Here is a 13,118-nt window from a genome sequence, read left to right on the forward strand (position 1 = left end):
ATGGATGCGGTGCTGAGCGGCTTCGCCGTGCTGCTGGAGCCGGAGAACCTGCTCTACTGCCTGCTCGGCGTGGTCATCGGCATGCTGATCGGGGTGCTGCCCGGCCTCGGCCCGGCCGCCACGATCGCCATCCTGCTGCCGCTCACGTTCGCGCTCGAGCCGGTCACCGCGATCATCATGCTGGCCGGGATCTTCTACGGCGCGCAGTACGGCGGCACCATCACCTCGGTGCTGCTGCGGCTGCCCGGGGAGGCGTCCTCGGTGGTCACCGTCTTCGACGGCCACGCGCTGGCCCGGCAGGGCCGGGCCGGCACCGCGCTGGGCATCGCCGCGATCGGCTCGTTCGTCGGCGGGACGCTGTCCGTGGTGGCGCTGTCGCTGGTGGCGCCGTTCGTGGCCGGGTTCGCACTGGACTTCGGGCCGCCCGAGTACACCGCCCTGGCCCTGCTCGGCATCCTGCTGGTGGCCACCGTCGGCAGCGGCGGCCGGATCAAGGCGCTGGCTGCGGCCTGCGTCGGGTTGCTGCTGGCCACGGTCGGCCGGGACGGCTTCACTGGCGCCGAACGCTTCACCTTCGAGAGCCTCTCGCTGGCCGACGGCCTGGATTTCGTGCCGATCGCGATGGGCCTGTTCGGCCTGGGCGAGATTCTGCACAGCCTGGAGGAGCGGCACCGGGCCGTGACCGCCCCGCCGAAGGTGGCCGGCGTCTGGCCCGCCCGGTCCGACCTGCGGCAGTCGGGCGGCGCGATCGGCCGCGGCTCGGTGATCGGCTTCGTGCTGGGCGTGCTGCCCGGCGGCGGCGCGGTGCTGGCGTCGCTGGCCGCCTACGCGGTGGAGAAGCGCCGTTCCCGCACCCCCGAGCGTTTCGGCCGGGGTGCCGTGGAGGGCGTGGCCGCCCCGGAGAGCGCCAACAACGCCGCCGCCACCTCGTCGTTCATCCCGCTGCTCACGCTCGGCATCCCGGCGAACGCCACCATGGCAGTGATCTTCGGCGCGCTCCTGATCCAGGGCGTGACCCCCGGCCCGCAGCTGGTCACCGAAAATCCCGAGCTGTTCTGGGGCGTCATCAACTCGATGTACCTGGGCAACGTCCTGCTCCTGATCATGAGCCTCCCGCTGGTCGGGCTGTTCGTCAAAATCCTGCGGGTACGCCCGGCGATCCTGGCCCCGATCACCGTGCTGATCACGCTGATCGGCGCGTACACGGTCAACAACAGCACCTTCGACATCGCCCTGGTGGTCGCGTTCGGCGTGCTGGGTTACCTGATGAAGAAGCTCGGCTTCGAACCCGGCCCGCTGGTGCTGGCGTTCGTGCTGGGCTCGCTGCTGGAGAGTTCGCTGCGCCGCTCGCTGCTGCTGTTCGACGGCAACCCGGTGGAGTTCTTCGGCCGCCCCATCTCGGGCACCCTGCTGGTCCTGTTCGTCGCGGTGCTGGCCTGGCCGGCGGCGCGCGCGGTGCGGCGCCGCCGGCAGCCGGCTCCGGACGCCGCCGATCAGCCGGTCACGCGGGTCGGCAGCTGATCGCCGGCCAGTTCCGGTTGCCGCCGTGCAGGACGGTGAAGCCGAACGAATTGCCGCTGCCGTCCGGGCGCGCGGTGAGCGTCCGGTTGTTGTCGGTGAGGGTGACGGCGGCGCTCCAGCTGTTCTGGAACGTCTGCGGCGCGGTGGCGTTGACGGTGACCACCCAGGCGGTGGTGCCGGTGCCGGTGACGGTGAGGTTGAAGCGGTCACTCCACTGGTTGCCCGGGGTGTAGGTGGTCGTGCAGGCACCGCCGGTCGGCGGGGCGGACACGTCGCCGAGGCTGCCGGGAACCGCCTGCAGGCGCGGGACCAGACGTCGGCCATCTTGCGGTAGCCGCCGGCGTTCGGGTGCACGCCGTCGGCGAGGTCGCTCAGCGTCAGCGCGCCATACATGTCGACCAGGTGGACGGGTCTGCCGGCGCCGGCCTTGGCGGCGACGATGCCGGGCAGCGCCGCGTTGAACGCGCACCTGGGTCTCCGCGCCGGACAGCGGAACGATGGTGGCTACGAAGACTCCCGCGACGGGCGCGGTATTGGTGATCTTGTCGATCAGCGCCGACAACCGGGTGGTGGCGCCGCTCGCGCCGGCGAACATGTCGTTGGTGCCGATGTGCAGCAGGACGGTGCGCGGGGACGCGGGTACCGTCGTTGGACTCGGCGCCGGTCGCCACCGGCGCGAGGGCCAGGACGGAGAACGCCACGGCGGCGAAAGTCACGCCGAGAGACAGCAGTTTGCGCATGTCTTTTGTTCCTTTCCGGAGAATGGGTCGGAATTGGCCGGCGCAAAGACGAATTCACGGCGATCGGCGCACCGCGGTGAATTCGCGGCGCGGCCGTGCCCCACTTCGAAAACAGTGGCAAGTCTCGATGGAAACGGTTCGGCTTGGCAAGCGCGCGGCTACGGCGTCGCCGTGCTGTCCCGGACGATCAGAGTGGTCGGCAGCTCCACCCGGGTCCGCGCGGGTGGCCGGCCGCCGGCCAGGGCCAGCGCCACCTCGGCCGCCGCGGTGCCCATCTCGGTGATCGGCTGGCGCACCGTGGTCAGCGGCGGACCGCTCCACCGGCTGTGCGGTAGGTCGTCGAAACCGGTCACGCTGAGGTCCTGCGGGATGCGCAGCCCGGCCTGCCGGACCGCCTCGTAGACGCCGAGGGCCTGCAGGTCGTTGCCGCACACCACGGCCGTCGGCCGGTCCGGCAGGCGCAGCAGCTCGCGGCCGTGACTGAGCCCGTCCTCGAAGGCGAACCACCGGCCGGTGCGCACCAGCCGGTCGTCCAGCGGCGTGCCGGCCGCAGCCATCGCCGCCCGGGCGCCCTCGAGCCGGACCCGCGCGCACAGCCGTTCGGTCGGACCGGTGAGCACGGCGATCCGGCGGTGACCGAGACCGAGCAGGTGCCCGGTGGCGGCGGCCGCGCCGGCCCGGTTGGTGGCCACCACCGCGGGGACCGGGTGCTCCGGTTCGTCGTCCGGGTCGAGGGCCACCAGCGGGATGCCGCTCGCCACCAGCAGGTCGTGCTGGTCGGAGCTGAAGCCGAGCTGGACCGCGATCACCCCGGTGGGCCGGCGGGCGAGCAGCTCGCGGGCCCAGGGCCGGCCGGTCGCGGCCCGCTGCCGGGCGTCGGTGAAGCTGACCGCCAGTGCGTTGGCGCCGGCCACCCGCTCGACGCCGTGCAGGATGTTGACCGCCATGCTGCTCTGCATGCCGTAGAACACCACCTCGAGGTGCGCGGCCTGGATCAGGTTGCCCGGGCGGCGGTAACCCTGCTCGCGCAGCGCCGCCTCGACCCGGCGGCGGGTCTCCAGCGCGACGCCCGGGCGGCCGTTGAGCACCTTGGACACGGTGGGCGCCGAGACGCCGGCCAGCCGGGCGATCGTGGTGACCGTGAGCTCGCCCCGTCGGCGTCCGCGTCGCCGGAGGTCGGCCGGGCTGCCGGCGGCCGGTTCCGGCCGGCGGCGCTGGGCGGCCTCGTCGAGCAGCCGGGCCCGGACCGCCTCGGCGTCGCGGGCGGCGGTCGGGCCGGCCGGGATCGTCTCCACCAGGTAGCGCCGCTTCCGGGTCGCGGGGTCGATGCCCGCGTACACCCGGACCCGCAGCGATCCGCTGGGGAGTCGCTCGATCTCACCGCGCGCCATGGGTCGAACCCTAGTTCGGCATAGCTCCACGTCAATCGGCGGATGGCTCCACGGTACGTCGTTTGTCCCTTCTTCCGGCTTTGGCTCCACAATGTCGTGGAGCCGGGTGTGGAGCCATTTTTCCGGCGCGGAGAGCGGCCGAGGCCGATCGGAAACAGTTTCGGCAAGCTAGAAATCCGGACCCGTACGCCATCGAAGATCGGCTATTGACCGGTCTGACACCGCGTCGTAACGTGCGTTTACCCCTCCGAAAACTCTCGCACTATCACCGAAACTTCCGGAAGGAGCCCCCATGGGCGGCTCGAAGATACGTACGACGGTCGTCGTGCTGATGGCGTCGGCGCTCGCGTCCGCTGGTACGGCCGCTGTCGTCACGACGGTGAACACTGCTCAGGCGGCGGTTCTGGCCGCCGTCGAGGACGAGGGCGCGGACTGCGCGGTCCCCACCCTGCCCGACGCCGGCGCCCTGCCGACCGAGGCCCGGCTGCCCGACCCGTTCACCCGGATCAACGGCACCCGGATCGCGACCACGTCGGACTGGCGGTGCCGGCGCCAAGAGATCAAGCGGCTGGCCGAGAAGTTCGTGTACGGGCCCAAGCCGGCCCGGCCGTCGAGCGTCACCGGCACCGTCACCAGCAGCGGCATCACCGTGAACGTGAGCGACAACGGCCGGAGTTCGAGCTTCTCGGCGACCGTCTCGCTGCCCAGCGGCACCGGCCCGTTCCCGGCCGTGGTGGTCTACGGCGGGTTCGGCGCGGACACGGCGACGATCCGGGCCGCCGGTGCCGCGGTCATCAGCTACGACCCGTATGTGGTCGGCCGGGAGGGCACCGGGCGGGCCAACAAGCAGGGCGCGTTCTACAGCATCTACGGCAACACCAGCACGACCGGGCTGCTCCAGGCCTGGGGCTGGGGCGTGAGCCGGATCATCGACGTGATCGAGCAGTCCGGCGGCACTGTCCTCAAGGCCGACGCGACCGGGGTGACCGGGTGCTCGCGGTTCGGCAAGGGCGCGTTCGTGGCCGGCGTGTTCGACCAGCGCATCGCGCTCACCATGCCGATCGAGTCGGGCAGCGCGGGCACGCCGATCTTCCGCGGCATCCCGGGCGAGGGCGCGCAGAGCCTGAGTTCCGCGTACGGGGAGCAGCCGTGGCTCGGCGACGCGTTCGGCTCGTTCACCAGCAGCCCCGGACGCCTGCCGGTGGACACCCACGAGATGGTCGCGATGATCGCGCCGCGCGGCCTGTTCGTCATGGACAACCCGCACATCGCCAACCTGGGCCCGCGCTCGGCGAGCGTCGCAGCCCTGGGCGGCGCCGAGGTCTACCGGGCACTCGGCGCGGGCGGCAACATCACGTACTGGTCGGACGTCACCGACGGCACCCACTGCGCCAACCGCAGCGAGTGGCGCACGCCGCTGCAGCAGAACATCCAGAAGTTCCTGCTCAAGACCGGCAGCGCGGCGGGCGCCATCCGGATGCACAGCAAGGCGACCGGCAACCTGGCCGAGTGGCGGAACTGGTCGACCCCGACCCTGACCACGGGCCCGACCACGCCGCCCACCACAACTCCGACCACGCCGCCCACCACGCCGCCCACGACCGGGCCGACGACTCCGCCCACCACAACTCCGACCACGCCGCCCACCACACCGCCGTCCGCTGGTTGCAGCGCCACCGTCTCGCTGAACTCGTGGAACGGCGGCTTCGTCGCGACGATCAAGGTCAGTGCCGGCTCCACCCCGGTCAACGGCTGGGCCGTCACGGTCAACCTGCCGTCCGGCAGCGCGGTGACCAACGCCTGGAACTCGTCCAGCTCGGGGACCACCGGCGCGGTCACCTTCCGCAACGTCGGCTACAACGGCCAGATCGGGGCCGGCGGCAGCACCGAGTTCGGCTTCCAGGGCACCGGCGCCGGCCCGGGCCCGGCACCCACCTGCACGGCGTCCTGATGACCGGATCGGACGGCATGACCGGTTCGGACGGCATGACCGGATCGGGCGGCATGACCGGATCCGAGGGCGCCGGATCCCGGCTCGGCGACGCCTGGCGCGCGTGCGTCGGCACCGGGCGGCTCGAACTGGCCCTGCGCGCCGACTACCAGGAGTCGCTGTCCCTGATCCAGCGGGAGATCGGCTTCCGGCACATCCGCGGACACGGGCTGTTCAGCGACGGGATGGGCATCCACCGGCCGTACCACGACCGCGGCCGGCGGCACGTCCGGCACGTGTTCGGCTACCTCGACCAGGTGCTGGACCGGTATCTCGAGCTGGGCATCCGGCCGTTCCTGGAGCTGGGATTCATGCCGTCCACGCTGGCCTCCGGTGAGCAGACCGTGTTCTGGTGGCGGGGCAACGTCACCCCGCCCGCGTCCTGGAGCGAGTGGGCCGGCCTGGTCCGGGCCACGGTGGTGCACCTGATCGACCGGTACGGCCTCGACGAGGTTCGTGGCTGGCCGATCGAGGTCTGGAACGAACCGAACCTCAAGCATTTCTGGCAGGACGCGGACGCCGCCGCCTACCACCGGCTCTACGAGATATCGGCCCGCACCGTCAAGGAGGTCGACGCCGGCCTCCAGGTGGGCGGGCCGGCCATCTCACCCGGCGACGACGACTGGATGCTGCGGTTCGCCGAGTTCGTCGTCGACCGCGGCGTGCCGGTCGACTTCGTGAGCCGGCACGCGTACACCTCCGGCCCGGCGCAGCACGTGCCGTTCGGGACCCACCAGTCGCTGCGGCCGGCGGCCGACCTGCTCAGCCAGTTCGGACTGCCGCGCCGGCAGCTGCGCGACACGCCGCTGGCCGGTGTGCCGGTGCACATCACCGAGTTCAACTCGTCCTACCGCCCCGACAACCCGATCCACGACACCGCCTTCCACGCCGCCTACCTGGCGCCCGTGGTGGCCGCCGGGGGAGAGCTGGCCGACTCGTTCTCGTACTGGACGTTCAGCGACATGTTCGAGGAGGAGGGAGTTCCGGCCGCCCTCTTTCACGGCGGCTTCGGCCTGCTCACCCACCGGCAGATCAAAAAACCAACCTTCCACCTGTACGCCTTCATGGCGCGCATGGCGGACCGGGTGCTGGCCCGGGGCGACAACCACCTGGTCACCACCGACGACACCGGCCGGGTCACCGTCCTCGCCTGGTCGCCGGTCGACCACACCGACCTGACCGCCTCGCCGGAAAGTCATCACCTGCGGCTGTCCGTCCCGTTCGCCGGGGCGGCGGCCTTCCTGCTGCGCTCGACGGTCAGCGAGGACCACGGCAACGCCTGGCGGGCGTGGTGCGAGCTGGGCCGGCCCGCCGCACCGTACCGGCGGCAGCTGGAGATTCTGCGGGAGGCCGCCGAGCCGGCCCGCAGCCACCGTCGCCTGCCGGTCGCCGGCGGCGCCGTGCAGCTCGACCTGACCCTGACCCGCCACGAGGTGACCCTGCTGGAGATCACCCCGGTGGCCGACGAAACCCCGCCGTGGTGGGACGAAACCAGACTGCTCGGAGCCGGCCGCGAAGGAGAAGCCCGATGAGAAGACGCAATATCGCCCTGGTGTCGGCCGGTGCGGCGCTGCTGGCGTCGGTGGCCCTGGCGCCGCCCGCCTCGGCAGCCGCGGGCTGTTCGGTGAACTATGCGGTGTCGTCGCAGTGGCAGGGCGGCTTCGGCGCGAACGTCACCCTGACCAACCTCGGCGACCCGCTCAGCGGCTGGACGCTGACCTGGTCCTACGGCGCCGGCCAGACGGTTCAGCAGGCGTGGAACGCGACGGTGTCGCAGAGCGGCGCCGCGGTGACCGCGCGGAACGTCGGTTACAACGGCTCGGTGGCGACGAACGGCACGGTGTCGTTCGGCTTCAACGGCTCGTGGACGGGCAGCAACCCGGTGCCGGCGGCCTTCGCGGTCAACGGGGTGGCCTGCACCGGCAGCACCGCCCCGACCACCGGGCCGACCGCTGGGCCGACGACCCCGCCCACCACTGCCCCGACCACGGCGCCCACGGCCAACCCCAACGCCACTCCGGACATCACGGTGAACAGCGCCACCCGGTATCAGACCGTCGACGGCTTCGGGGCGGCGACCGCGATCTGGGGGACCGGCACGTGGTCGGCGGCGGAGACGCAGACGCTGGTCGGGCTGGGCGCCAACCAGTTCGGCATGTCGATCGTGCGTACCGGGATCTCGCCGGAGTCGGGTGAATGGGGCACCCATGTGAACGCTTTGAAGAGGGCTAAGGCGTACGGCTCCGGGGTGAAGGTTTTGGCCTCGCCCTGGACGGCACCGGCGGCGTGGAAGTCGAACAACAGCCGGGTCGGCGGCGGCAAGCTGCGGACCGACTACTACGACGACTACGCCGGCCACCTCAACAGCTATGTGCAGTACATGCGCGATCAGGGCGTGCCGGTGGACGTGACGTCGGTGCAGAACGAGCCGGACTGGCACCCGGACTACGACTCGATGGACTGGAGCGGCACCGAACTGCGCGACTGGGTCAAGGCGCAGGGCGCGAAGGTGCAGAACACCAAGCTGATGGTGGCCGAGGCGGTGAACCTGAACTACAGCTACACCGATCCGACGCTCAACGACGCGGCCGCCCGGAACAACGTCGGCTACATCGGCGGCCACCTGTACGGCACCGAGTCGTCCGGCCGGCTGGCGCCGTATCCGCTGGCGGCGCAGCACGGCAAGCCGGTGTGGATGACCGAGTGGAATCACCATGAGGCCGACGGCAGCGGCTCCACCATCTGGGGCAACCCGTCGAATCAGGCGGTCTGGGACGAGACGCTGGACGACATCATGCGCACGGTGCACCGGTCGATGGAGGCCAACTGGAGCGCGTACGTGTGGTGGTACGGCAAGCGGTTCTACTCGTTCATCGGTGACGGTGAGGCCGCGTACGGGACCACCGCGGGCGCGCCGCTCAAACGTGGGTACGCGTTCTCGCAGTACTCGAAATTCGTCCGGCCCGGCTATCAGCGGGTCGCGTTGACCAAGAGCGCGAAGGCATCCCCGCTGGAGGTGACCGCGTACGCCGGCGGCGGCAAGGTCACCCTGGTGATCCTCAACCGGTCGGCGAGCGCGGTGACCAACGCGGTGGTCCAGGCGCCGCAGAACGCCACCGCCGCCGCGTACTACGTGACGTCGCAGACCGCGAACGCGGCCGCCCAGCCGATCAGCGTGACCGGCGCGCAGGCCACCGTCAGCGTGCCGGCACGCAGTATCTCCACGGTGGTCTTCACGCTTTGAAGCTCTCGGAACTTACGGCTGTTGCAAAGGGCTCGGGCCTGGCCCGAGCCCTTTCGTTACCGCCATCCGGGCGGAAAAGATCAGCGCCACTCGGCGAAAGTTTCCGATAACTATTGACACTTTTCGATAACCTGCTCGACACTTTGGCGGTGTTCACGTCGGGAGCGCTACCCCCGTGACACATCCCCTTCCCCCTTTCCACCGGAGGAGAGAGGAGAGCTGTAGTGACCGACAGCTCGCACGTCCTCTCGCCGGGCGGCACGGCGGTGGCCATCCCCAATCAGCCACCGCCGTGACGCCTCTCGTCAGATCCGGAGCGGGTCCGGTGTGCCACTCTCCATCACATCGGGCCCGCTCTCAGCGCGGCCGGGCCAGCCCGAGGTCGTACGCGACAATCGTGGCCTGCACCCGATCGCGCGCCCCCAGCTTGGGCAGCAGGGCGTTGACGTGCGCCTTGACGGTGCCGACGCCGATGCCCAGAGCCGCGCCGATCTCCGCGTTGGACAGGCCCCTGGCCAGCGCTACCAGCACCTCCCGCTCCCGCGGCGTGAGCGCACCGAGCCGCGGGTCGGCCTCCGGCGCCGCGGCCAGATTGCCGCTGGCGAACGCGTCGATGAGCCGCCGGGTGACCGCCGGGCTGAGCATGGCCTCGCCACTCGCGATCACCCGGATCGCGCTGACGAGTTCCGCTGCGTCGGCGTCCTTGAGCAGAAACCCGGAGGCACCGGCCCGCAGCGCCTGAAAGACATAGGCGTCCTGATGAAACGTGGTCAGCACCAGCACCCGAGGCGCCGCGTCCCCGGCGGTGAGGCGGGCGGTGGCGGTGAGCCCGTCCATCCCCGGCATCCGCACGTCCATCAACACCACGTCCGGCCGGGTCTCCCCGGCGAGCGCGATGGCGGCGGCCCCGTCGGCGGCTTCCCCCACCACCTCGAAATCCGGCTGCGCCCCGACGATGGCGGCCAGCCCGGCCCGAACCATCACCTGGTCATCAACAATCATCACCCGGACGCCGATGACGGCACCTCCCGCTTCGCCGGCCGAACCTTATCGCGCCCCACTCACCGACCGGCGCCACCGTCACCCGTGCCGCGCTGATTCGGCGGGTCCGCCGGCGGCGCGACCGGGGGAGCGGCCAACCCGTCGAGGAGGGCACGCATCGCGGACAACGCCTGCCGCGCCGCCGTAACCACGCCCGGCAGGTCGGCGCGCTCCGCAGCCGCGGGAACGTCCGCGGCGTGGCGGAGGACGGCGTCGCGCAGGCCCGCCGCGACCCGCGCCCGTTCGATGCCGGCGTGGAAGGCCGCATTCGCCAGCGCCGCGTGCACGCCACCCTCCTCGCGGTCCCGGCGGCGGTCCCGGCGGCGGCGGGCGGCGGCACCGATCAGGACACTCGCGGTCATCGGGACGGCCAGCAGCACGGCCACCACCATCGCCACCAGGACCATCGCGGCGATCCGGAAGATCGGGCCCTCCTCGGTGGGGGTCGGCGGTTCGAGGGCCAGCAGCGTCCCCACCGCCAGGCCCGACGATCCGGCTGCGGCCAGGGCGCCCAGCCAGGCCAGGGGTGGGCGGGCGCCGCGGGAGGCGACCGCCGCCACGGCTACGAACTCGGCGGTCGCGCTGAACAGGAACAGCCAACTGCCGTCGGGCGGGGTGACGTCGGCGGCCACCAGCAGCGGCCCCAGCCAGGCCGTCGCGATCACGGCGGCCAGCACTGTCCACGGTCTGGTCCGGCGCCACATCAGCGGCACGCCGTGGGCGATCTGGGCCAGCAGGATGAGCGTGGCGGCGGCCGGTTCCACGTCGCCGTCCTCCACCGCGACCGCCAGACCGGCCAGCGGCAGCAACAGGACCAGGAGCAGAACACCGAGATCGAGTACGAGTGGACTCAGCGTGAACCGCCCGGCCGGTGTGTCGCCGGCCGTCAGCGGGAGGACGGCCCGGACCCGCCAACCGGCGCCGTCGTCGCGCGGTCCGGCGGTCAGGGTTCCGCCCAGGGCCGCGGCTCGTTCGCGCATGCCGGTCACGCCCCGGCCGCCACCCAGGCCGGTGGCGGGTGCCGTGCCGTCCCGCGGTCCCGCATCGTCGATGACCAGTTCCGCCTGCTCCCCGGCGTACCGCAAAAGCAGCGTGACCGGACCTCCTGGCGCATAACGCAGGGTGTTGGTGAGCGCCTCGCGAGCGATGCCGTAGGCAGCGGCGGCGAGCGCGGGTGGCGGATCGCTGGAGGGTAGCTGTATGCCGATCGGCTGACCCAGCCCCCGGAAGTCCTCGGCTAAGCTGGCCAGACCAGGAGCCGCCTCCGCTCGCGGCTCGTCGAACGGGAGAATTTCGACCAGCCGGTGCAGCGCCGCCAGCGTGTCCCGGCCGGTGCGGCGCGCGAAGTCGACGGCCTGCGGCCGCAGCTCGGGTCGCTGGTCGCCGACCATCTCGGCGGCCGACGCGTTCACCACGATCGAGGTCAGGTGGTGCGCGGTCACGTCGTGCAGTTCGCGGGCCAGCCGGTGCCGCTCGGCCGTCGCCGCCTCGGCCTCGGAACGGCGCGCCTCCGCCAGCCGGCGCGCGGCTGCCGCACGGTCCCGGATCCACCGGCCCCGGAGCCGGCCCCACGCTGCCACCCCGCCGTAGAGGATCAGCCCGGTCAGCACCTCGAGCGGGAAGTCACTGGTCACGCCGGTGTCCGCCGCCGTCAGTGCGGCCTGCAGGGCCACCAGACCAAGGAGGGTGTACGCCGTGGTCCGCCGGCCGCAGCGCGCGGCGACCCCGAACATGGCCACGAACGAGGCGAGCGAGAACGGGAGGAGCGCGTCTCCCGGCACGAAGAACTGCTGCTCGGCCGGCGCGGCCCAGGTGCCGAGCGCGATCCCGGCCGCCACCACGACGGTCACCGCGACCGGCCGCCTCCGCCGCCAGCCCAGCGCCGCCGCGGTCAGCAGCACGGTGACCGACACGGCGATCGCGGGCAGCGTCGCGGGTGGTTCGCCGCGCAGCAACGGCAGGCCCGGCCACGCCGCGAACTGTGCGGCGGCGAGCAGACCGGGCACCAGCCAGGTCCTCCAACGGATCATCTATAACCCAGGGTGTAGACCAACTCAGGACCACAGACGGATTCGCAAAAACCCCCCGCCCACAAGACTCACCAGTATGCAAACCCCCTACCACCGCCTGGCCCGCACTCCCGCTCACCGCTGGTGGCGCACGCTTCTCGGCACCCTGTTCATCGTCGTGGGCGGCGCCGTCGTGGCCATCGGCGTGCTGCTGGCGGTGACCCTGTCCGCCGCGATAGCCGGCCGCCCGGAAAACGCCGACGGCCTGCCCAGCTTCGGCGTGCACACCGATCTGGCCCTGGCCTTCGTGACGATCGCGCTGCTGCTGCCGCTGGTCCTGTTCGCGGCCCGCTGGATCCAGGGCCGCCCCGCCGGCACCGTCTCGTCGGTGACCGGCCGCCTGCGCTGGCGCTGGCTGCTCACCTGTCTGCCGGTCGCCGCCGCGGCCATCGTCGTGGTCCTGTCCGGTGGCGCGACGCTGGCCTGGCTGACCGGCGAAGACCTGGGCCTGGACGGCGGCGTGGTCGGCTGGGCACCATTCCTGGTCTCCATGTCCGTGCTGATCCTGGTAGTGCCGGCCCAGGCGGCCGCCGAGGAGTATGTGACAAGGGGCTGGCTCCTGCAGGCCGTGGGAGCGTGGTGCCGCAGTCCGTGGCTGCCGATCACGGTGCAGGCGGTGGTGTTCGCGGCCCTGCACGGCTGGGGCACGCCCTGGGGTTTCGCCGACCTGGTGGTGTTCGGCGCCGTGGCCGGTTGGCTCACGGTCCGCACGGGCGGCTTGGAGGCCGCGATCGCGCTCCACGTCGCCAACAACTTGATAAGCAGCGTCCTGGCCGCAGCCTTCGGCGAACTGACCCTGGACGAAACAGCCGCCGACATGCCGTGGCAGTTCTTCGCCGTCGACGTCCCGGCCCTGCTGACTTTCGCCGCCGTCATCGCCTGGCTGGCCCGCCGAAAGAAGATCGCCACCCTATCCCCACCCACCCCGCCGCCGGCGCCCCAGTTCCCGCCGCCCCCCGCATACATGCCATACCCCGCCACCCCGACCGCCGGCTGGCCCGCGGTCCCCGCCAGCGGCCCTTTGCCCGCCGCGCCCGCCGGCCCGAGCGTCTCGTTGGGAGCTCCGCCATCCGACTCACCGCCCACGGAGCCTGCGGCCATCCCGCCGCCCGCGCCCGCCGA

At 71.9% G+C, this 13,118-nt stretch carries 9 protein-coding genes; 5 read left to right on the forward strand and 4 right to left on the reverse strand.

All coding sequences use genetic code 11. The annotated features are described in order from the left end of the window. Nucleotides 1–1,521 carry a tripartite tricarboxylate transporter permease gene (locus Ari01nite_RS07850; RefSeq protein WP_203780435.1) on the forward strand — a complete coding sequence of 507 codons (1,521 nt, stop codon included), beginning with the start codon at nt 1–3 and terminating at the stop codon, nt 1,519–1,521. Here Ari01nite_RS07850 and Ari01nite_RS07855 read toward each other — a convergent pair. Further along, nucleotides 1,502–1,792 carry a hypothetical protein gene (locus Ari01nite_RS07855; protein ID WP_203780436.1) on the reverse strand — a complete coding sequence of 97 codons (291 nt, stop codon included), beginning with the start codon at nt 1,790–1,792 and terminating at the stop codon, nt 1,502–1,504. The genes Ari01nite_RS07850 and Ari01nite_RS07855 overlap by 20 nt on opposite strands. Nucleotides 1,793–2,419: 627 nt before the next feature. Beyond that, complete coding sequence (locus Ari01nite_RS07860) at nt 2,420–3,652, reverse strand: LacI family DNA-binding transcriptional regulator (protein ID WP_203780437.1); 1,233 nt, start codon at nt 3,650–3,652, stop codon at nt 2,420–2,422. A gap of 292 nt (nt 3,653–3,944) precedes the next feature. Between Ari01nite_RS07860 and Ari01nite_RS07865 the strand changes: the two genes are divergently transcribed. From Ari01nite_RS07865 to Ari01nite_RS07875, 3 genes are read left to right on the forward strand one after another with little or no spacing between them, the layout of a single operon-like run. Beyond that, a complete protein-coding gene (locus Ari01nite_RS07865; protein WP_239162562.1) occupies nt 3,945–5,603 on the forward strand; it encodes a glucuronyl esterase domain-containing protein in 1,659 nt (552 codons plus the stop codon). Next, nucleotides 5,603–7,174, forward strand: a complete 1,572-nt coding sequence (locus Ari01nite_RS07870; RefSeq protein WP_239162563.1) for a GH39 family glycosyl hydrolase — start codon at nt 5,603–5,605, stop codon at nt 7,172–7,174. Before Ari01nite_RS07865 ends, Ari01nite_RS07870 begins: the two co-directional genes overlap by 1 nt. After that, nucleotides 7,171–8,886: a cellulose binding domain-containing protein gene (locus Ari01nite_RS07875; protein WP_203780438.1), complete on the forward strand. Its 1,716-nt coding sequence runs from the start codon at nt 7,171–7,173 to the stop codon at nt 8,884–8,886. The genes Ari01nite_RS07870 and Ari01nite_RS07875 overlap by 4 nt, the downstream gene beginning before the upstream one ends. A 357-nt stretch (nt 8,887–9,243) precedes the next feature. Here Ari01nite_RS07875 and Ari01nite_RS07880 read toward each other — a convergent pair whose 3' ends face one another. Both Ari01nite_RS07880 and Ari01nite_RS07885 read right to left on the reverse strand, forming a co-directional pair. After that, nucleotides 9,244–9,888: a response regulator gene (locus tag Ari01nite_RS07880; RefSeq protein ID WP_239162564.1), complete on the reverse strand. Its 645-nt coding sequence runs from the start codon at nt 9,886–9,888 to the stop codon at nt 9,244–9,246. A 59-nt stretch (nt 9,889–9,947) separates the two neighbouring features. Then, on the reverse strand, nt 9,948–11,957 hold the full coding sequence (locus Ari01nite_RS07885) for a sensor histidine kinase (protein WP_203780439.1): 2,010 nt from the start codon (nt 11,955–11,957) through the stop codon (nt 9,948–9,950). Nucleotides 11,958–12,033: 76 nt separating this feature from the next. Here Ari01nite_RS07885 and Ari01nite_RS50825 point away from each other — a divergent pair. Continuing rightward, nucleotides 12,034–13,118 (forward strand): CPBP family intramembrane glutamic endopeptidase (locus tag Ari01nite_RS50825; RefSeq protein WP_203780440.1); only part of this gene is annotated, 1,085 nt, incomplete at its 3' end.

This window comes from Paractinoplanes rishiriensis (assembly GCF_016862375.1).
In the GTDB taxonomy this organism is placed as follows: Bacteria; Actinomycetota; Actinomycetes; order Mycobacteriales; family Micromonosporaceae; genus Actinoplanes; species Actinoplanes rishiriensis.

Coding starts and splice junctions, on each gene's coding strand:
- Ari01nite_RS07850 (WP_203780435.1), top strand. CDS start 1: ATGGATGCGGTGCTGAGCGGCTTCGCCGTGCTGCTGGAGCCGGAGAAC.
- Ari01nite_RS07860 (WP_203780437.1), bottom strand. CDS start 3,652: ATGGCGCGCGGTGAGATCGAGCGACTCCCCAGCGGATCGCTGCGGGTC.
- Ari01nite_RS07865 (WP_239162562.1), top strand. CDS start 3,945: ATGGGCGGCTCGAAGATACGTACGACGGTCGTCGTGCTGATGGCGTCG.
- Ari01nite_RS07870 (WP_239162563.1), top strand. CDS start 5,603: ATGACCGGATCGGACGGCATGACCGGTTCGGACGGCATGACCGGATCG.
- Ari01nite_RS07875 (WP_203780438.1), top strand. CDS start 7,171: ATGAGAAGACGCAATATCGCCCTGGTGTCGGCCGGTGCGGCGCTGCTG.
- Ari01nite_RS07880 (WP_239162564.1), bottom strand. CDS start 9,888: ATGATTGTTGATGACCAGGTGATGGTTCGGGCCGGGCTGGCCGCCATC.
- Ari01nite_RS07885 (WP_203780439.1), bottom strand. CDS start 11,957: ATGATCCGTTGGAGGACCTGGCTGGTGCCCGGTCTGCTCGCCGCCGCA.